We start from the raw sequence: 19,426 nt of genomic DNA on the forward strand, positions 1-19,426 counted from the left end.
TGGAACAGAACTAAAATGCTAATATGGCTTCCAATAAGTTTCGTCGCCAGTTGCGTCAAGAAGCACAGCAATGGCAGAGTGAGGGGTTAATTGATGCCTCTGTCTATGAACAACTTGCCCAACGCTATCAATTTGAGGAACTCGAAACTGCTTCCCGTAAGCAATTTGTCTCGATTCTTCTGTTGATAGGTAGTATTCTTTTAGGCGTAGGTACGATTATGCTTATCGCCGCCAACTGGCAAGTTTGGTCGCGAGAGTTTAGAGTAGCGTTACTCCTGCTTCTGTTTATTGGATTAAATACAGCAGGCTTTTATTTATGGCAACGTCCTAAAGGAGGAAAACGCCATTTAGGAAAGACATTGCTAGTGCTAGGGGCGCTGACACTGGGGGCAAATATGGCGCTGATGTCCCAAATCTTTCACCAAAATAGACCCCCTTACCAGTTGCTGCTGCTTTGGGGACTCGGTGTCTTAGGGATGGCGTATAGCTTGCGGTTAACGGGGTTAGGGATACTTTCTGCCCTTTTGATCACAATTGGATATATCCAGGGACAAGGACAACCAGAATTTTTGGCGCTGGGAGAGATAGCATGGCTGCGGCTAATGGTACGATTTATGCCCGTAGTATCGGGTGTGATGTTTATTCCCTTAGCCTACTGGTGCGGTTCTCGGTGGATTTTTCGCCTCGGTGCGATCGCGGTGATTTATTCGTTGGAATTCAACTTAGTACACCTCAACCTTTTAGTCGCCCCCGCCTGGGTTAGCGCGATCGCTTGCGCCCTTCCGCCAGCATTGTTATGGGGATACAGGGATAAGTTTTGGAGACGGTATCTCGAAAATGCTAAGTCCTTTGAGAGTACAGCCCGCACGCTTGCCATTATTTTCCTCAGTCTCTTATTTTCCCTCTTATCGTTCTATTGGATGTGGAATGTCTCCTTTATACCATCTGCTAACAATACCTCTCATGTACCATGGTATATTTTGGTCAATCTGTTTATCTTAGTCAGCTTAACCATTTGGGAATGGCTGCATAGTTGGCGTCAGTTCAACCGAATAACTGGCTTTGTGGCATTCATGACTGTTATTAGTGCTGTCATTCCCTATTGGCATCTAAGCACGGGTTCTTTAGATATCGCTGCTGTACTAACTTTCAATTTACTCTTACTATTGTTGGCTGTCGGTTTAATCCGTAAGGGAATCACCCAAGCCCAACGACGCTTTTTCTGGGGAGGGTTAGTGTTGTTAACGTTGCAAGTATTAAGTCGGATGATAGAGTACAACACCGATTTACTGTTCAAATCCCTAGTTTTTTTATTGTGTGGTTGCGGTCTTATAGCGGCTGGGGTAAGTTTTGAATACTATATTCGCGCTCAACACTCTAAATAGGGGCTGCTGAATAACTGTTGTTGTGGGGATAGGTGTTAGAGCGTCTGCATCAATAATTCGATAACCGTTTAGCATGGCAAATACAGCGCTTTGCGCTCTCCATAAAGTACAGTACATAAAAGTCCCCCTTTTCGATCCCCCTCCCGTCCCCCTTAAAAAGGGGGAAGCCAGCGGATGCTTCGCTTTTATTGCACGGGGGATGCGAGGGGGATCGACAATGTACCGCATAGCAGAGCAAACTGCTGTAAGTTATCATTTGTTATTGGTTATTGGTCATTTGCCAATGCCTCACAAAAGGCTCTAGCGTGATTAAATCTTCAATATTGTGTTGCATTGTTGTGCAAATTGTATCTAAGGGTAAGTCATTGGTATCATAACCAAAGGGATTTTCGATTTCAATGGCAATTTCCTCAATCCCAAACACAGCAAAACTAATCACTCCCACAACTATCCCAGTTAGCCAATTCAGTTCGCTAACTATAGTAAATGGCAGTGATAGGCAATAAATTAATAACAATTGCTTCAAATGAATCGAATAAGCTAAAGGGATAGGAGTCTTGAGAATCCGTTCACACATCCCTAAAAGGTCAACCATTATATCGAGTAATTTCAACATGGCAGTGAGTTGATAGGTGTTGAGGTAATCCCGTTCGTGCTGCTTTTGCAGATAATCTCCAATCCAAAAAGCAATTTCCAGGGGTGGGTGATTCATGGATTGGAGGATTTGATACCGCTCTGCTGACATCAACGGTTCTAACTCACGGTGCAATCGCTCTCCTCGGAGATGTTGCTTAGTCGCTACAGCAAACGCTACTAATAAGCGCAAGGTTTCCTCTTTAGCCTGTTTATCTTCTGAGCTATTTTCGGCGATGGCAGTCCAAATATGACGAGCCAAGTTACGAACTGTATTAACTATCATTCCCCAGATTTTACGACCTTCCCAAAAACGTTCGTAAGCCGTATTGGTTCGGAAAACTAAGAGTAAACCTAAGACAAGACTGGGAACCAATCCACTCAAAACTGGCAAAAACACGGAAAATCCAAGCTCATAAAAGAGTGAAATAACCAAACCAAAAACACTGCATAAGATAACGCGAGGTAAAATAGCTATAATGACTGACCCTTTTAAATTTAAAGCAAGACGAAACCAATTCCGTTTCTGCCAATCCGGGTTATTAATTAAACTTGGCATCGCCCCTTTGTTTTTTCTGCCTGTTTTTTCAAGAAACATTTGAATTAATAACAATTTTGAATCCCTTAGACTTTTCTGGTGCAGGGTTAAGTACATCATCAGAGCCATAGCGAACAATACTCACATTCCGTACTTCAAGTTGAAGTAGTTTTTTGTAGTACAATAAAAACGAGTAATCTCAGAACCGTCTTAAAATATTTGTACAGCACTTTCTAACACAGTGTAGTACAGGAACTATGATCTAGTGTTTTTCTACTCTTGGAAAGATTGTATCACATCGAGTCTGAAAACGTTGTACTTACGATAATCTCCGGGGAGTCATAGCTCTTATGGCTACAGACAGAGCCGCCTCGACATTTATCCTAGTTAATCTAGAAGAGCTAACATTCTCAAGATAAATGAGTATTTCAAATGACAAATGACACGACCTATTCTATTCATTTCCGGCGATTTTGGCTCGCTTTGTTATTTCAAACAGCTTTAATCCTGGCAGTTCCCGCCCAAGCAATTTACACTCATATCACAGGTAAAATCATCATTTTGCAAACAACCCCCTTAGAACCTTCCAATCTATTGCGAGGCTACTCTCAAACCATGAGGTATGACATCTCTAGTCAACAGGAATTACGTGGTTTACCAGGTTGGAATAATTTACCCAAACAACAAAGTGATGACAACACCTTAACGTTTATCAAGCCAGGAACTCACTTTTATGTGATTTTAGCTGAACCGATTTCACTCAGATTGCCTGGACTACCACAACCGTGGGAACCCATTGCCCTTACCCTCAAACGTCCTACTTCTCTCACCAACAATCAGGTTGTTCTCAGAGGAATTGCCCAACGGGGATTAATTGAGTATGGACTCGAAAATTATAATATGCCTGAAGCCGAACGCAATCAGATTAATGATGATCTGCAGACAGCCAGACAAGCTAATCCCGAACAAACCCAACAACTTCCGCCTATTGTTATGGAAATTAAGGTGGATAGTTTGGGAAATGCCGTTCCTATTAGTCTTTGGGTGCGGACTGGTGAAGCCTCACAACGACAGATTCGCCAATATCGTCTCTGATTTGGTAATTCGTCATTTGTCATTTGTCCTTAATAGTGGAGGTTGTAGGTTAGGTTGACGCGCCGAAACCCAACGGGTGCATGTCACGTTTGTATTTTGTAGGTTGGGTTGAGGTACGAAACCCAACTTTAGGATTAGCATGAACATTATCTGCTTTCCCTGACATGCTCCCAAACCCAACAAAACCAAAGGCTAAAGCCCTTACTACGAACTGTGTCACGCCCCGATAATTGAATCAGGGCGGGTTTTGTTGATATGTTATCAATAAGTTAGGGCGGGTTTTCTTGTTCAGTTATTTCACCAATAACTGCTGTAGTTCCTAAGCCCGCCCCTACAATTGTGGCTAAACCTGTCCCTAGATAATTTATTACTGTTGACTATTGACTTTTTATGACAACTACTTCAAACTTTCCCATCCCGTCAGCAACAACTGAGTTTTACAGTTGGCGTAATTATCGTTGTGCTTACGAATATTATCAGCCGAATCAGGCTAGCGATACACCATTGGTGTTACTGCATCCGATTGGCGTCGGGTTATCAGGTTGGTTTTGGCATCGCTTTTGTCAACAGTGGTATCAAGCGGGATATTCTCAACCCATCTATAATCCAGACTTACTCGGATGTGGTGAAAGTGATATGCCCCATGTTGCTTATCATCCTACAGATTGGGCGCAACAGTTAGGTTATTTTTTACAGACTGTTGTCAAAAAACCCGCCATTATAGTGGTGCAAGGTGCAGAGTTACCCGTAGCCCTTTCTCTAGTCCAATTACCAGATGCATCTAGTTATATCAAAGGATGCGTATTATCGGGTCCGCCTTCTTGGGCTGTAATGACTCAAGAAACGTCTACATTGAAGCACAAACTTGCCTGGAATCTATTTGATTCACCTTTTGGTCGTCTATTCTATCGCTACGCCCGTCGTCGTCAATTTTTGCGTTCGTTTTCCTCGAAGCAGCTATTTGCTAAACCAGAAGATATTGATGAACAATGGTTAGATAGTCTCAAAGAAGGTGCTGCTGATACCGCTAGTCGCCATGCTGTTTTTTCTTTCCTATCTGGGTTTTGGCGACAAGACTATCAACAGGTTATTGCTTCCATTCCTCAACCGACATTAGTGGTAGTAGGCGAAGAAGCTAGCAGTATTAGTCGCGAGGGTAAATTAGAAACACCAGAGCAACGCTTAGATTACTATATCAAGCATTTGCCCCAAGGTCAGGGGTGTCAAATTCCGGGTCGAAATGTTTTGCCTTATGAGTCAACGGCTGATTTTGTCTCTGTTGTCGCTGATTGGATTCATCAACAGTAAAGATAGAAGTTAATGATTCTCATAAAAAAATCATTTATAGAAAAATAAAATATTAATTTTTTTGTAGGGGCGCAAGGCTTGCGCCCTCTCCTGCATTATACCAATCAAGGTTAGCCACCCCCTTTACAATTCAGTCCGCCCAGGCAAACTGCGTTTTTATAGTTTCGCAATTTCCAATTGCCATGGCTAAAAACAGAGGTTGCTGAATAGAGTTTAACGATTCCTTTGGTTTCTATCAACTACAGTTGCGGCACTTACAATTGCCCAAATCCATACAATTAAATATATTGGAATACCAATAATAGCTCCAAATACTGTAAAACCAAGTGCAATAGCAAAGATTGCTAGTACGATCTGGATTATTCCTTGTACTATTTTTCCCACGATTAAAGTGCCTACTCCAGGCAGAAAAATATTGACGATTATTCCTAATACTTTCATTCGTAACTCCCTGATTATAAATTTTATGGTTCAACTTAAATTACAATCAATAAAATTCAAAGCTTTTTCTCGCTCAAAACCTTACGTAGAGCCTTGATAGCATTATCAAGTCCTGTTTCAACAATAGTGCCAGTGCCACCTGCATACTTAAGGATATCGTCAGAATTGACAATCACTGCAATACTATCGCCACTGGATACAGTTAACTTAAAAAGCTGAGCTTGCTTCATTAAATTTCCGTTTGGCAAAGTATAGTTAGTAGATTCATCACGGGTAGAAACAGCTACAACATCTCTGTAGTGAAATTCATCATCTTGTTCATTAAGAGGAACCCCTTTGATAAAGTTATAATTGCACTGATAGGAACTAAGTCTATGCTCTGTTAAATGCACTACTGTAATCGCATTGATACTAAATCGAATACGACCATCTTTACCCTTCTTGCAAGCTAACTCTTTAGTGTCAATCCCATTGGTTTCCCATAGAATAGGACCTCTAATAGAAATAGACTCTCTGATTAATTCAGATTCATCTATATTGAGACGTTGAAGTGAGCGTTTTTTAAGAGATTCAATATCATTGATTAACCAAGCATCAATAGTCTGATCACCAGGCGCATCAAACAAAGGTTTGACTTCTATGAATAACCATATTCCTCCCGCCAGCACAAAAATTAATCCTATTGAAGATTGCGTTAATATAATTAAGCCAATTACCATCAGTATGATGGGCCACTTTAACTTGGGCTTAGCGAAATAATTTTTAATTCGTCTCCTTTTATCATCTTCTGAACTATTTTGAAATGCATTCATCGCTATTATCTCCCTTTAGACAAGCTTTTGAACAAGTAGTGCATACAATTGGTTGTCAAACATTGGCAATTTTTGTAATAAAGCAATCAACCTATTTATATTTATATGCGTGTTGCTAGAGAGAGCAGTCGTGATAATATCATTAACAAATGGTGGTGGATAATGCGTTATTCCATTACCATTGAAATAGTCATCTCGAACAAGAGCGCGAAACCACAGAACAGTACCATCTGAGTCTCCCATAGCAGTCGCGGCGTTGAGCAGTTGATCGATTTCTTCCACTTCACTACGGTTTAATATCTTTGGTCGCTTACCTTTCAGGAGTGCTATTGCTAGGTAATAGTAGGCATCACTGCTTGCATGACCTGTTTTAATAGCGGCTCTAAACGCATTGATCGCCTCCTGATAGGCTTTTGCTTCCAGCAACTTAATCCCCTGACTCAACAGCATCGTTGGATCAGGCTCAGAAGGGCTTTGAATATTTACGTTAAACTCGTTAAACTCGTTAAACTGCGTATCAACCCACTGATTTCGCTGGTCATAGTTTGCCATAATCCTTAGCCACAATCTAGTTACAAAAAAGATTGTTGGGTTCTTAGAATAAGGTTTGAACCAGTTCAGCAACCTTCATTAAAGCTGTGACAAGACCACCCGCTCCAGCGACTCCCTTTATCAGATTCTTTGCCGTATTGGTGTGGTTCAATATAGTGGTTTTACTGGGTTCAGGCTTGTTGGCTTGCTGAACAACCTTTGTAATGTGGTAATTGACATCTGTAGCTAGTTCAGCATCGATAACCTCGGCATCTCTTGCTTTTGCTACCTCATCCTTAATCTTCTCTAATTCACCAACAAGATCAGCGCGGTTTTCAACAGCACCTAAGTTTATGTTGCCAGCAGCACTGAAGTTTGTGTTACCAGCAGCGTTGTTCTGAATATTTACCTTTTGACCACGCTGGTCGAAAACTGACATTCTCATGTCTCCTATTTGCTATTGGCTAGCGATCGCTTACTTTTTCTTGAGAACTCTGAGTATAATTACTGTCTAACCCAAGAAATTAGGCGTTTTTACTTATAATAAACTACTTATACTTAGTGATTAACTGATAAACGTCAGTAATTACGCTAGGATCACATCAGGAATTTAGAGTGCTTCAACTATGGCATCCACCGATGAGCAGTTTACCCAGGCGTCAAACCACTGGGACTTAGAAACACTATATATAGACCTCGCTTCGGCTAAAGGCAAGCGTCTGACACCCGTTGAGAAGCTACATTTGCGGGGTTTGCTTTGCGGTTATAGTCCGGCGGAAATAGCAGAGAAGCTGGGTAAGAATGTTAAGGGAGTAGAAACCGATCTCTGTGCCACTTTGTATCGATATGTTAAAAGTTTGGTCAACAAATGTAATGAAAAAATAGAAAATTGGAGAAATATTACAGAATGGCTTGAGGAGGCAGGCTATAATAAAGTTCAGTCACCTGCAGACTTAGCCGTCAGTGATTTGTTGCCGGAAAAGAGCGTAGTTAATATCAGTAATATTAGTATAGAGAATAATCAAATAGTAATCGCCTTTAATTTACGCATACCCACCACATCCTCTTCAGAAAGTTTAAAGCATGATTCTTTGACTAATATGGAGCAGGCTTTGGACTTGAAGAACGCTTTTAACGAAAATATTTCTAAAAATTCAAATGGGTAGATAAATAATTTAGTCTTGATATTGGTTATCTAAAGCTCCTCCAGCAATAAGTATCAATTCATCCATTGTTTCACCAATATCCATATCATGGTTTAAAATAAAAATAATTTACGTAGTAGCGTGGCACACCTAAAATGGTGGATTAGTATTGTAGGGGCGCACGGTGTGCGCCCAATTTCACCGTCAAATCTATTCCACAATTTTAGCTGTGTCAGTCCAGTAGGTACATCATATATAGTGGTAATGGTGCGTTACGCTACGCTCTCCTCACGATGGCGGCGTGACCCAGCTAAAATGATGGATTAGATTTGCAGATTTTATGGGCGCACGCCATGCGCCCCTACAGTTTCTGGATAGAATTCTAATACACCAAATTAGGTGTGCCACGCCACTACATATTTTCTGGATATAATGTAATTTTTTCCGCCTTTAATCCCATGAGTTTTTTCACCACAGGTGATGGATTCATTTGTTGTTCCTGCCTCCTTTTTTGCCGATGTACTACTGGCGTGGCACAGCTAAAATGGTGCAATAGATTTTACTATTGAATCGGGCGCACGCCATGCGCCCCTACGGTTTCCGGGCGCCCATTCTAATTCACTAAATAAGGTGTGCCACGCCACTACGGTATAGCAAGGGTTTTGGTGATCCAAAACTGCAAATTTTCAGTGCCATTCAAGTTAAAATTAGTCGCATTGATTTATACAAAATTTTGGTTAACAACTCCTTTTATAATCCAGTCCGCCTGCGCGGACTTGGTTTGTGTAGCAGCGATTTAAATCGCCTTGGCAAAAAGGGGATTACTGTCCTCAATCGAACCGCCAATTAAACGGTAGACGCGCATAAATACCTTTTGGATCATTCATCGCTTGTAACATAGCCAAATCCTCTTTAAGCTTCAGAAACTCTGCCATTAAAGGATCAGGCTGTCGCGTTTTAGCACTACTATTCCCCATAAATTCTTCAAGCAGACGTTCTTCCAAGGTTTGGAATCGTGGATACTCTTCTAATTCCCAATCTTCTCCTAAATTTGCCTGTTGTGCTGCATACTCAATCGCATCATCCAATCCGCCAATTTCATCCACTAACCCTAACTGTTTAGCATCAATACCCGACCAAACTCGCCCCTGAGCAATTTGTGCCACCTTCTGTTGGGGTAGCTTACGAGACTCTGCGACTTTAGCCAAGAATTTCCAGTAAACTTGATCAACTATTTTTTGAATCAGGGCTAACTCTTGAGGGCTTTTAGGACGAGAAACGGTTTGGGTATCTGCGAAACGCCCCGTTTTCACGACATCCCACGTAATCCCATTCTCGTTGGCAATTTGTTGGACATTCATCAGTAGTCCAAAAACACCAATCGAACCCGTTACTGTATTGGGTTCGGCAAAAATCCGGTTACCATAGGTGGAAATCCAATATCCCCCAGATGCAGCAACATCTCCCATGGAAACAATCACAGGTTTGGAGTCGCGTGTGAGTTTGACTTCCCGTTGGATAATCTCAGACGCGGTAGCACTACCACCTGGACTATTCACCCGTAATACGACAGCTTTCACTGAATCATCCAGCCGCAATTCCCGCATTTGTGCCGCAAAGGATTCGCCTCCCACCTGTTGAATGCTCCCTTCACCATCGACGATTTCACCCTCGGCATAAAGTACAGCTATTTTGTTTTGAGAAAAGCGTTGGGTGCCAGGTTTATCGGCGATATCCGCATAAGTAGATAGGCGAATCTGACGAAATGATTCCTTTGTCTCACTTTCACCGGTGAGTTCCTTCAGTTGGGCGATGACTTCATCGTAATACCCCACTTTATCAATTAAGCGACGTCCAATCGCATCCGATGCCAAGACGATACCTTGATTATCCGCGATCGCTTGTATCTGTTGGGGCGTTACCTGACGACTTTTCCCCACCGTTGTCCGAAATTCTGACCACAGATCCTCTAATAATGCTTGTATCTGTTGTCGGTTTTCTAAACTCAGTTCTTTGAGGACAAACGGTTCTATCGCTGACTTATATTTACCTACCCGAATTACCTGAATCCCAATGCCAAATTTTTCCAAGGCTCCCGTGAAAAACATGGGTTCAGAACTAAAGCCATTCATTTCTAGGCTTCCCATCGGGTTGAGGATAATGGTGTCTGCAACTGAACTCAGATAATATTCCCCTTCTCCCGAATCAACATCATAAGCAATAATTTTTTTCCCACTTTCTTTAAATCGTTCCAACGCTTCTCGGACTTCTTTTAGCGTGGCAAACCCTGTCCCACTACTGGTAGTTGTACGTGATCCATCCAGGTAAAGCGCCACAATCCGTGAATCCTCAACCGCCGCGTTTAAGGTATCAACAACAGTGCGTAATGTAATTGTGTCGGTTTCTTCTCCAGATAGGGCTTCTTCAATTGCTCTACTGGTGCTGGATGTGGGATCGGTATCCCTAATATTTAAGGATAAATCAAAAACCAGTACCGATTTATCCTTGACTTGGGGTCCCGTATCTTTAGATGCGGCGGTGATAATTAAACTAATGAGTCCAACTGTACCAATGCCGAAAAACAATGTAAAACCGATCAGGCTACCAATTACACTGGCGAAGGTTTGCTTAATAAATTGACGCATTTTAGGGTTGTTTGTTGTGATATTTCCGTTATCCGTTGTCTGTTTTTAGGGGTTTTTGGGAATTTTTACGATTGATTTAAGATAAGAGTTTAACTAAGATTCGATTTCCCTAATTAGGGGTTTGAGTTGATTAATTTGTTGCTTTGTTATAAGATACTCTTTATCGGCTTGACTTAACCAACGCTGAGTTTCGGACAAAGAGCCTATAGCCATCTTGACAGACAACTGCCTCTATCCTAACTTGAATGTCACTGAACTAAGAGTTTGTAGTAAGCACTGTCTTCGCTTCTGGCACGCTTCGCGCCTACTACAAACATTCATCCTAACTTTTGTAAGACACCAGATTGTCTGAGTTGAGACAGATTAACATTCCCTGTACAGAAAAGTACAGTAGTTATTTCAGCGATTAATAACTGTACGAGTTCATCCACCGCCTCTGTAGACTCTGATGCGGCTTGGAGAAAGGGAAATGCTAATCCTGCCAAATCCGCACCCAGCGCGATCGCTTTGGCAACCTCTAAACCGTTCCGTAATCCACCCGAGGCGATCAGGGGGATCTCTGGGGCAATTTCTCGAATACTAGTAATACAGTCTGCGGTTGGTAATCCCCAGTCGGCAAAGGTTTGTCCTAAGCGACGTTGCTTGAGATTTAATGCCCGTTCACTTTCAACCTTTGCCCAAGATGTTCCCCCAGCACCGGCTACGTCAATTGCGCTTACACCCGCCTCCAGCAGCTTCTGTGCCATGGGTGCTGAGATGCCGTTGCCGACTTCTTTGGCAATCACAGGTACAGGTAACTTATTGCATAGTTTATTTATTTTGTCAAGTAAGCCGTGAAATTTTGTATCCCCGTTCGTCTGAATACATTCCTGTAAGGGATTCAGGTGCAAAATTAAAGCATCGGCGGCTAAAAGTTCAACCACGCGCAAGCATTCATCCAAGCCGTAACTGTAATTGAGTTGAACCGCACCAAGATTCGCCAATAATAGAATATCCGGTGCTAGCGATCGCACGGCAAAGGTATCCGCCACTTGAGGATTCTCCACGGCGACTCGCTGGGAACCCACACCCATGGCTAATTGATACTCTTGTGCTACTTGAGCAAGGCGAAAATTAATGGTTTTCGCCTGTTGGGTTCCCCCAGTCATAGAGGATATTAGCAAGGGAGCGCCTAAGATTTTACCCAAAAACCTGGTGGAGATATCAATCTCACTGCGGTTGATTTCCGGTAAACAACAGTGAGTAAAGCGATAGCGTTCCAGTCCATTGGTAACTTGATGAAACTGGACATCTTCATTGAGACAAATCCTGATGTGGTCTGCTTTGCGCGTCTGGGTTTCTGTCATTGTGCTGGGAAATAGAAAGGAACAGGGAAAGAGGGGATTGGTGATCAGGGTTGGCGGCAAAACCTAGAACATCGGTTAAGTCATCAACAGAAAAACGGTAATATTTGCTACCAAAATTCCGAATTTTTGACAGATGTGTCATGGAACCTCTCTAGATGAAGGCATGACTGGTTATGCCAACTGACACCTTAGAAGACTTTGATCAACTCCACAGCATCTCGTCCATCAAAATCTTGCAGGTAAACTTTTACCTGTTCGTCTCTGGAGGTTGGTAGCTGTTTGCCCGTAAAGTCTGGACATATCGGTAACTCGCGATGTCCGCGATCGACAAGAACTAATAACTGAATCACTTGGGGTCTGCCGTATTCAGTCACGGCATTTAGAGCAGCACGAATTGTGCGCCCACTATAGATAACATCATCAACCAGTACCACAATTTTGCCAGAAAGATCACAGGAAATATCCGTTTTAGCCGGGGTACGAACGCCAATCTGATCCAAATCATCGCGGTAAAAGGTAATATCGATCGCACCCACCGCTACTGATACCTGTTCTAACATTTCAATTTGGCGTCCTAGCAGTTTGGCAAGAGGAACTCCGCGAGTATAAATGCCTAAAAGGACGAGTTTCGATACATCTCCGGCGCGTTCAATCACCTCTGATGCCAAACGAGTGACAGTACGGCGCAGTTCTTCGGCGGAGAGAATTTCAATAATTTGAGTTGGCATTCTCGTTACTGGTTTTATGGCGGATGGGATGGGACTAGGGGAGAAAATCTAGGATATTGTCTAGAGGGAGCATGGGGAATAATCGGGTATCGTCTTTAATTATCAGCCATATATATAAGGATGGGAACAATTGAGAAGACTCAATTAGTGCGATCGCGATGACCAGCCAAATCAAACAGCAGTATCGGGTCAACTGTAACCCTTGGTCAATTTTGGTCGGTGTAATCGGGTCAACCGGATCACCTAAAAGGGGTTTATATTTAGCAACTCCCTGATACCAGTTAGTTCCCCCCAGTTGTACGCCCAGAATAGCAGCATAAGCGCATTCACTCCAACCTGAATTTGGGCTAGGATCTTTAGTCCCATCCCGATAGCATAAACTCCATACCTTACGGGGTTTTCCTGACAAAAGGGCTAACGTTATTACCGTTAGCCGACAGGGTAACCAAGTTAAGCAATCCTCAAGTTTAGCACTGAAGCAACCTAAATCTGTGTAAGGTTCGCGTCGATAACCAATCATTGAATCCAGAGTGCTAGCCGCTTTATAGGCTAAAGCCAAGGGAGCGCTACCCACCGCCGGAAAAAATGACCCGATAATAGCATAGAATAAGGGCGCTGTAACACCATCGGTAGCATTTTCTGCGACTGTTTCTAGAACAGCCCGGAGCATTTCTGGTGCTGTAAGTTTTTCCGTATCTCGACCCACATATCGACTCAAACGAGAACGCGCTTGCTCTAACTCTCCATCGGTTAATGGTTCTACCACATCATTAGCCGCATCTCGCAAACTGCGACCTGCCAAACAACTTGCCAGCAGAATACTTTCAATCCCAATCCCTACCCAAGGATGAAGCCAGTTTGCTCCCAGCACAATTACCCATCCTGCCACTCCACTACCGATAATTAATCCTAACCCCAATCCAATTCCGGCGAGGCGACGTTTCCATGGGCGATAAAGATTGTGAATAATCCATTGGCTGAGGTGAGAAACCAGCCAACCCATGACTTGGACTGGATGAAGCCAACCCCAAGGATCACCTATCCAGTAATCTAGACTGGCGGCAAGTAACAAAACAATGGCACTTCTAGTCAATGTAGTTGCTTTTGAGCGTATCTATATTTTCTTCCCAATTGGCACCGTCAAACGACACTCTGGCAAATCGAGACAGTACATCATCATCGAGACAACGCAGGTTAACATCAATCGACTGGGGATGAGAACGGGGGCGATAAAAGGGGTGAATCCCACAAATACGACAAAATGTATGTTTAGCCGTATTAGTATTAAACGTATATGTTGTTAAAACGTCAGCCCCACTCAATAGAGTAAACCGTTCAGGGGGTACAATTAGGTGGATGAAGCCTTTTTTGTGACAAATTGAGCAATTGCAATCGATTGCCTCGTGCTGGTCAACTGTCACACTGAAACGGACAGCACCGCAGTGACAGCCCCCTTGATAGGTAATTGGTTGATTCATGGTGGTCATTTCCCAGCAAAGCATCTATTAAATCACAAAACTGGTTTGTTCTCCTTGAGCAGCTTGCCAACTCCGAGCATCATAGTAAAGATCGGCAAGGGTAATGCTATATAAGGCATCTTTCAGTTTTTGGTGGAGTCGGTGCCACAAGGTTAAGGTTACCCAGTCTTCGGCAACAGTCGCATCTGCTGTGTGATGGTGTAATGGTTCGATTGTTTCGCCAACGGCTTCTAAAATTTGACCTAGGGAAATTTTTGAAGGTTCGCGAGCTAATTGATAGCCACCTTGAGAGCCGCGTACTGAATTCACTAAATTAGCACGACGCATTTCAATCAGTAGTTTCTCTAAATATGGAGCTGGTAGAGCTTGACGATGGGCAATCATTTTAACGGATGTTGGTCCATAACCGGGCTGTAGGCTGAGATCAAGTAGCGCTTTAACACTATAATGTCCGCGAGTTGTCAATTTCATAGGGATGGCAAACTATCCTAGCTTGGAGTTGGCTCTTAGCTGGAGTCTAATCCAGCTAATTTCTGGTTGAGTCGTACAGGGTTAAGAGTTGAATGGTTTTTATGGCTGTCCCAGGAAGGTTGTACTGTCAACTATAACCTCAGAGGTTTTTCCTGAAGCCTGATAATGCCTTCCATCAACCCTGAGTTTTACACATCGTTGGTTTTTGTTGATGACTGGATCAACTGGAAACGCCCAACCTTATCGCCCCGTCTCCATTACTGACACCTTCTCCAGTCGGCGATTGATTTGTTACAAAGATAAATTCAACAAATATAACCAACAAAGTTGACAGTATGGGTGTAATATAGTTTTATAGAGGGTGATATAAGATCAAGATTTTGTAATCTTGGTTATGTGTCAGTATAGCGAAAGCGCTACCCGAGACTTCACTGTTTAGGTTTAGATTCAAGTTGATGGCTAAAAAGAAAAAAATGGAGCCCAAGATGGAACCCTTAGAGGGTCAAGCACTGCTTGAGAAAGTTAGAGAGCTAGGTAACCTCAGCAAAGAAGAAAAAGCTAGAGCCTGTGGCTACTACACCGTGACGAAAAACGATGTAGAGCGCGTCAATATGATGAAATTCCTCAATGCACTGATTGATGCTGAGGGTATTGAATTAGATAGCAAAGCCAATGGCAATGGACGGGGTGGTAGGAGTGCGAGCTATCGCATCTCGGTGCAATCTAACGGCAATCTGCTGATTGGTTCTGCTTACACAAAACAGATGGGTTTACAACCTGGAGATGAATTTGAAATCTCCTTAGGTCGCAAGCACATTCATCTCAAGCAACTTGGCGCAGAAGACGAAATCGAAGAGTAAGGCTCAGCCGATGGCGAAGGAAAACTCCAGAGGCTAAAGATACTGACGGTTTACCCAAAATTCAATTGTCTTAAGTCAAAGTAGCGACACTTGATAAGTCCTCGTCCCAACTGAATGGTTGGACGATATGATTTTGATTGGAGTTGGAAAAAAAACCCCCGTTGTCATCTGAAAGATGCAGCGGGGGATAAATTGCTATTGTGAACGGATTGTCTTGGTCAGGATGTAAGTTCAATGGCTAAGACACAATCCAATGGGAAGAGGTCATCAACAATAATAGAGAGACGTACATTCCCCAAAACAAAATGAAAATAAATTGCAGGTCGCGTCGAGCCACGAGGATAGCTGCTCCCGCTAAGGTTAATGCTACTGAGCTGGAAACCACCGGGAAAAGGCTTTGGGAGGCTTCTAGGACTAAATAAATAGTCGCGGCGATTGCTCCTAAGGACATGAAACTCAACCCAAAGATCCATAGACGAGGATAGGACTGAGAGCGGGGCAAATTCCACACAGCGGTAAGCTGAGCGCCACCCGCTAGTGCTAAAGCTGGGTAGAGCGGCAAACTATACTCCGGTAAAGGAAACGCCATCAGACAAACAGCTCCCCCATAAACACCCGTCCAAACCAATACGAATTTTGCCCAACCCCAATTGCGATTATTCCACGCCAGCCCTAATCCATAAGACCAAAATAGTAACCAGGGAACCGAGAATTTTAAGAGTTCCAATAGGTAATCGTAATCGCTCTTAAGAGTCCGGTTAATCTCTACTGAATGCCAAAACGGTTGTAATGATTCTTTAACTAGATTAGCGGTGAGAAACCCTTGACTATAAACCCAAGGTAAAGTATACCAAACCAACGCAGGTATGATACCTAACACCCAACCCAACCACCAATAGCCAGATCTGAGTAGTCTAGGGGTATCCCAGGCAATAAAGATAAAACCAATCGCCAACAAAACAAATCCCAATCCAATTCCTTGAGTGAGGCAAATTAAACCGAATCCAATGCCTGCTCCCAAGGACCAACGAAAATCACGACGCGATCGCAACAGACATACCATCATCAGCATGACAAAGCATAGCACCGTACTATCCAGGATGGCGAGTCGTCCATACTGTACAACAGGTAATACGGTTAAATAAATGAAACTCGAAAAAAGCGCGTTTTGACGGGATGGAAAAATTTCCCGACCGATTCCATAGAAGAGGGGAATGGATAGAACACTCAGCAGAGCAGTCGGTAAGCGTGTCATCAAGGTGCTATCATTTCCTGTCTTATAAGCTAAAGCAATTAGCCAATAAAGCAAGGGTGGTTCTTCAACATAAGATTGATCACCAAATGTGGGATAAAACCATTGCCAAGATGCCCAAGGCGTGCTACTCAATTCACGAGCAACCTGATTAACCATTTGTTCACCCCCATTTAATAGAGGTGGGCTATCCAGATTAATACAAAATAAGAGCAGCGCGGCTAAAAGTAAGCTAAACACCCACATCCGCTCAACCCAGCGTTGAGTTCTGCGAATTCTGCTCCCGGAGTGTCCCCAAATAAATGTTTGACGATTCATCTTTAAACGAACAACTTAGAGTGCTGCTGGTCGCGAGTAGTTCACCTTGCTGCCATCCAACGGGTTGCCTGTGCCTGCACCGTAACTCAACCCGTGGCGCGACCTAATCAAACGGTGACTTTTCAATTATGACTTTTCAATTAAAAATAAAAAACTTTAACCAATAGCTATAGATAGATGTAGCCGCGTTAGGATCAACGTTAATCACACCCGACGGGTCAACCGAACCACTCCTGCTGCTTATTCACAGTAATATAGTTAGGCTTTGTGAAATAGAGCCAATCATTAGGCATCTAGACCCAAGTCTCTCACCTGCGACAGGCAAACCTATGGAAGGATCTTTTGAATTAACCCTACAAATGGTCATCGCTGTCTGTGCTGGAATCAGCGCTCAGGTGATTGCCGAGTACCTGAGGGTTCCCAGCATTGTCTTTCTACTGATCTTTGGCGTTTCCCTTGGCTCCGATGGTTTGGGTTTATTACACCCCCAAGAACTGGGAGTGGGTTTGGAAGTTATTGTTGCCTTGTCAGTCGCCGTAATTCTTTTCGAGGGAGGGCTTAACCTCAACCTGCGCGACTTAGGCAAAGTATCGGGTTCTCTGAGAAACCTAGTCACCCTGGGAACGCTGATTACGCTGCTGGGCGGTGGGATGGCAGCCCATTGGTTAGGAGAATTTCCCTGGCCGATTGCCTTTCTCTATGCTGCTCTGGTGGTTGTGACCGGTCCGACGGTTATTGGTCCACTGCTCAAACAAGTGAAAGTTGATCGACGAGTTGCCGCCCTTTTAGAAGGGGAAGGGGTTTTAATTGACCCAGTCGGTGCCATTCTAGCTGTTGTCGTACTTGATACAATTCTCAACAGCGAGGCTGGAGCATCTGCTGCCATTATCGGTCTAGGTTTACGCCTAGGTATTGGTGGTGTGATTGGCGGTATCGGTGGCTGGTTGTTGGGTTTGTTTCTCAAACGAGCTGAATTTCTTTCAGAAGACCTGAAAAATCTGGTTGTGCTAGCCGGGATGTGGGGCTTATTTGGTTTGGCACAAACGATTCGCTCGGAATCCGGATTGATGGCAACCGTCGTCGCCGGAATCGTTGTCGGTGCGTCTTCTCTACCCGAAGAGCGACTGTTGCGACGGTTTAAAGGACAATTAACGGTGCTTGGGGTTTCCGTGCTATTCGTTCTGCTCTCCGCCGATTTGTCCATTGACAGTGTTTTCGCCTTAGGTTGGGGAAGTGTATTCACCGTTTTGGCATTAATGATGGCGGTGCGCCCGATTAGCGTCAGCTTATGTACCTGGAATAGCGACTTAAATTGGCGACAGAAAATCTTTTTATCCTGGATTGCTCCCAAAGGGATTGTCAGCGCTTCCGTCGCCTCCTTGTTTGCGATTCTCCTCACCGAACGCGGGATTAATGGTGGGGATTCGATTAAAGCCCTGGTTTTCCTGACGATTATGCTGACAGTATTTGTACAAGGGTTAACAGCACGTTGGGTTGCCCAATGGCTGCAACTGAATCCCCAGGACAAGGCAACGGGTGCCGTGATTGTTGGCTGTAATCCCTTGAGTCGGCTGATTGCGCGTTTGTTTCAAGAGCAGGGAGAAGAAGTTGTCCTCATCGACACTGACCCGGAAGCTTGCCAACAAGCCGAGGAAGAAAATCTGCGGGTGTTCCAAAGCAGTGGTTTGGATGTTGACGTTTTAGAAGAAGCTGGGATTGAATCGGTGGGTACATTTTTGGCAATGACAAACAATGGTGAGGTGAACTTGGTCTTGGCTCAGCGAGCGGTTGAAGAGTTTGCCCCGCCGCGAGTGATTGCCGTATTTCCTCGTGATCCCCAAGCCAATGCCACGAATAATAAAACGAAAGTCAATCAAGCATTTGTTTCTCAACTGCCGATTAAGACGTGGAATAAGTATATTACTGAGGGGCAAGTGAAGTTAGGTACAACCACCTTGAAAGAGTCGGGATTGGCATTTCAGCGAGCGCATTTGCAAGCGTTAATCCGGGCGGGAGAACTGGTTCCCTTGTTAATCGAACGGCAAGGCGGTATACAAGTGGCTAGCGCGAATGAAACCTGGCAGGCTAATGATCAAATTATTTATCTGCTACACGATCCTAGACCTAAACTATTGAAACGCTTATCCGGTGGCAGTTCGTCTTCCCGTCTAGCGGTAGAAAAGTTGCCAGAAGTTGAGGAAATACCGATTTCAGAGCCTGTGGCAGAGAAAGCAATTAAAGAAATTGCCAATAAATCTAAAGTTGAAGAAGAGGTGAAGGTTGACCCTTCACTTCGCTCATAGGGCATGGTGCGTAAGTGTGTAGGGGCGGGTTTAGACGCTTCCTTAGTGGGAAGTACGGATAACATTTCAACAAAACCCGCCCTTACTCAAACAAAATGTAGGTGTTTTTATTGAATAAAGGGCGCAAGGATGGTGCC

18 protein-coding genes are annotated in these 19,426 nt (G+C 43.6%); 6 read left to right on the top strand and 12 right to left on the bottom strand.

Annotated features, from left to right (window positions below; all coding sequences use genetic code 11):
- Positions 1-23: 23 nt before the first annotated feature.
- The gene (locus RLO19_RS16340; RefSeq protein ID WP_446358042.1) at positions 24-1,385 is read left to right on the top strand and encodes a DUF2157 domain-containing protein; all 1,362 of its coding nucleotides are present in this window, start codon (positions 24-26) and stop codon (positions 1,383-1,385) included.
- Between the two features lie 259 nt (positions 1,386-1,644).
- Here the strand turns inward: RLO19_RS16340 and RLO19_RS16345 are convergent, their stop codons facing one another.
- Complete coding sequence (locus RLO19_RS16345; protein WP_446358111.1) at positions 1,645-2,577, bottom strand: bestrophin family protein; 933 nt, start codon at positions 2,575-2,577, stop codon at positions 1,645-1,647.
- 411 nt (positions 2,578-2,988) lie between these two features.
- Here RLO19_RS16345 and RLO19_RS16350 point away from each other — a divergent pair, with 411 nt between their 5' ends.
- Together RLO19_RS16350 and RLO19_RS16355 are read left to right on the top strand one after the other, a co-directional pair.
- Positions 2,989-3,651, top strand: coding sequence for a GDYXXLXY domain-containing protein (locus tag RLO19_RS16350; RefSeq protein ID WP_446358044.1), 663 nt, complete (start codon positions 2,989-2,991; stop codon positions 3,649-3,651).
- A gap of 390 nt (positions 3,652-4,041) precedes the next feature.
- Complete coding sequence (locus tag RLO19_RS16355) at positions 4,042-4,959, top strand: alpha/beta fold hydrolase (protein ID WP_446358046.1); 918 nt, start codon at positions 4,042-4,044, stop codon at positions 4,957-4,959.
- A gap of 213 nt (positions 4,960-5,172) precedes the next feature.
- Here the strand turns inward: RLO19_RS16355 and RLO19_RS16360 are convergent, their stop codons facing one another.
- The 4 genes from RLO19_RS16360 to RLO19_RS16375 are packed head-to-tail and all read right to left on the bottom strand — an operon-like array spanning position 5,173 to position 7,182.
- Positions 5,173-5,400, bottom strand: coding sequence for a hypothetical protein (locus RLO19_RS16360; protein WP_446358048.1), 228 nt, complete (start codon positions 5,398-5,400; stop codon positions 5,173-5,175).
- Positions 5,401-5,456: 56 nt separating this feature from the next.
- Complete coding sequence (locus tag RLO19_RS16365) at positions 5,457-6,212, bottom strand: hypothetical protein (protein WP_446358049.1); 756 nt, start codon at positions 6,210-6,212, stop codon at positions 5,457-5,459.
- 15 nt (positions 6,213-6,227) lie between these two features.
- On the bottom strand, positions 6,228-6,764 hold the full coding sequence (locus RLO19_RS16370; RefSeq protein WP_446358051.1) for a hypothetical protein: 537 nt from the start codon (positions 6,762-6,764) through the stop codon (positions 6,228-6,230).
- Between the two features lie 43 nt (positions 6,765-6,807).
- Positions 6,808-7,182 carry a hypothetical protein gene (locus RLO19_RS16375; protein WP_446358053.1) on the bottom strand — a complete coding sequence of 125 codons (375 nt, stop codon included), beginning with the start codon at positions 7,180-7,182 and terminating at the stop codon, positions 6,808-6,810.
- Positions 7,183-7,369: 187 nt separating this feature from the next.
- Here RLO19_RS16375 and RLO19_RS16380 point away from each other — a divergent pair, with 187 nt between their 5' ends.
- Entirely contained in the window at positions 7,370-7,909 is a 540-nt protein-coding gene (locus RLO19_RS16380) for a helix-turn-helix transcriptional regulator (protein ID WP_446358055.1), read from the top strand.
- A gap of 809 nt (positions 7,910-8,718) precedes the next feature.
- Here the strand turns inward: RLO19_RS16380 and sppA are convergent.
- From sppA to RLO19_RS16410, 6 genes are all read right to left on the bottom strand, one after another.
- A complete protein-coding gene (sppA, locus tag RLO19_RS16385; protein WP_446358057.1) occupies positions 8,719-10,533 on the bottom strand; it encodes a signal peptide peptidase SppA in 1,815 nt (604 codons plus the stop codon).
- A gap of 317 nt (positions 10,534-10,850) precedes the next feature.
- Positions 10,851-11,879 carry a type 2 isopentenyl-diphosphate Delta-isomerase gene (gene fni, locus RLO19_RS16390; RefSeq protein WP_446358059.1) on the bottom strand — a complete coding sequence of 343 codons (1,029 nt, stop codon included), beginning with the start codon at positions 11,877-11,879 and terminating at the stop codon, positions 10,851-10,853.
- A 188-nt stretch (positions 11,880-12,067) separates the two neighbouring features.
- A complete protein-coding gene (gene pyrR / locus RLO19_RS16395; protein WP_446339144.1) occupies positions 12,068-12,607 on the bottom strand; it encodes a bifunctional pyr operon transcriptional regulator/uracil phosphoribosyltransferase PyrR in 540 nt (179 codons plus the stop codon).
- A gap of 34 nt (positions 12,608-12,641) precedes the next feature.
- Positions 12,642-13,700, bottom strand: coding sequence for an adenosylcobinamide-phosphate synthase CbiB (gene cbiB / locus RLO19_RS16400; RefSeq protein ID WP_446358061.1), 1,059 nt, complete (start codon positions 13,698-13,700; stop codon positions 12,642-12,644).
- Positions 13,693-14,094: a GFA family protein gene (locus RLO19_RS16405; protein WP_446358062.1), complete on the bottom strand. Its 402-nt coding sequence runs from the start codon at positions 14,092-14,094 to the stop codon at positions 13,693-13,695. The genes cbiB and RLO19_RS16405 overlap by 8 nt, the downstream gene beginning before the upstream one ends.
- 18 nt (positions 14,095-14,112) lie before the next feature.
- Complete coding sequence (locus tag RLO19_RS16410) at positions 14,113-14,556, bottom strand: RrF2 family transcriptional regulator (protein WP_446339147.1); 444 nt, start codon at positions 14,554-14,556, stop codon at positions 14,113-14,115.
- Between the two features lie 455 nt (positions 14,557-15,011).
- Between RLO19_RS16410 and RLO19_RS16415 the strand changes: the two genes are divergently transcribed.
- Positions 15,012-15,416, top strand: a complete 405-nt coding sequence (locus tag RLO19_RS16415) for an AbrB family transcriptional regulator (protein WP_446339148.1) — start codon at positions 15,012-15,014, stop codon at positions 15,414-15,416.
- A gap of 238 nt (positions 15,417-15,654) precedes the next feature.
- Here the strand turns inward: RLO19_RS16415 and RLO19_RS16420 are convergent, their stop codons facing one another.
- Positions 15,655-16,986, bottom strand: coding sequence for an ArnT family glycosyltransferase (locus RLO19_RS16420; protein ID WP_446358064.1), 1,332 nt, complete (start codon positions 16,984-16,986; stop codon positions 15,655-15,657).
- A gap of 329 nt (positions 16,987-17,315) precedes the next feature.
- Between RLO19_RS16420 and RLO19_RS16425 the strand changes: the two genes are divergently transcribed.
- The gene (locus tag RLO19_RS16425) at positions 17,316-19,289 is read left to right on the top strand and encodes a cation:proton antiporter (RefSeq protein ID WP_446358066.1); all 1,974 of its coding nucleotides are present in this window, start codon (positions 17,316-17,318) and stop codon (positions 19,287-19,289) included.
- The last annotated feature ends 137 nt before the right edge of the window (positions 19,290-19,426 follow it).

The sequence above is a fragment of the Coleofasciculus sp. G2-EDA-02 genome, from assembly GCF_040226375.1.
GTDB lineage: Bacteria > Cyanobacteriota > Cyanobacteriia > Cyanobacteriales > Coleofasciculaceae > Coleofasciculus.

Coding starts and splice junctions, on each gene's coding strand:
- RLO19_RS16340 (WP_446358042.1), top strand. CDS start 24: ATGGCTTCCAATAAGTTTCGTCGCCAGTTGCGTCAAGAAGCACAGCAA.
- RLO19_RS16345 (WP_446358111.1), bottom strand. CDS start 2,577: ATGCCAAGTTTAATTAATAACCCGGATTGGCAGAAACGGAATTGGTTT.
- RLO19_RS16350 (WP_446358044.1), top strand. CDS start 2,989: ATGACAAATGACACGACCTATTCTATTCATTTCCGGCGATTTTGGCTC.
- RLO19_RS16355 (WP_446358046.1), top strand. CDS start 4,042: ATGACAACTACTTCAAACTTTCCCATCCCGTCAGCAACAACTGAGTTT.
- RLO19_RS16360 (WP_446358048.1), bottom strand. CDS start 5,400: ATGAAAGTATTAGGAATAATCGTCAATATTTTTCTGCCTGGAGTAGGC.
- RLO19_RS16365 (WP_446358049.1), bottom strand. CDS start 6,212: ATGAATGCATTTCAAAATAGTTCAGAAGATGATAAAAGGAGACGAATT.
- RLO19_RS16370 (WP_446358051.1), bottom strand. CDS start 6,764: ATGGCAAACTATGACCAGCGAAATCAGTGGGTTGATACGCAGTTTAAC.
- RLO19_RS16375 (WP_446358053.1), bottom strand. CDS start 7,182: ATGTCAGTTTTCGACCAGCGTGGTCAAAAGGTAAATATTCAGAACAAC.
- RLO19_RS16380 (WP_446358055.1), top strand. CDS start 7,370: ATGGCATCCACCGATGAGCAGTTTACCCAGGCGTCAAACCACTGGGAC.
- sppA (WP_446358057.1), bottom strand. CDS start 10,533: ATGCGTCAATTTATTAAGCAAACCTTCGCCAGTGTAATTGGTAGCCTG.
- fni (WP_446358059.1), bottom strand. CDS start 11,879: ATGACAGAAACCCAGACGCGCAAAGCAGACCACATCAGGATTTGTCTC.
- pyrR (WP_446339144.1), bottom strand. CDS start 12,607: ATGCCAACTCAAATTATTGAAATTCTCTCCGCCGAAGAACTGCGCCGT.
- RLO19_RS16405 (WP_446358062.1), bottom strand. CDS start 14,094: ATGACCACCATGAATCAACCAATTACCTATCAAGGGGGCTGTCACTGC.
- RLO19_RS16410 (WP_446339147.1), bottom strand. CDS start 14,556: ATGAAATTGACAACTCGCGGACATTATAGTGTTAAAGCGCTACTTGAT.
- RLO19_RS16415 (WP_446339148.1), top strand. CDS start 15,012: ATGGCTAAAAAGAAAAAAATGGAGCCCAAGATGGAACCCTTAGAGGGT.
- RLO19_RS16420 (WP_446358064.1), bottom strand. CDS start 16,986: ATGAATCGTCAAACATTTATTTGGGGACACTCCGGGAGCAGAATTCGC.
- RLO19_RS16425 (WP_446358066.1), top strand. CDS start 17,316: ATGGAAGGATCTTTTGAATTAACCCTACAAATGGTCATCGCTGTCTGT.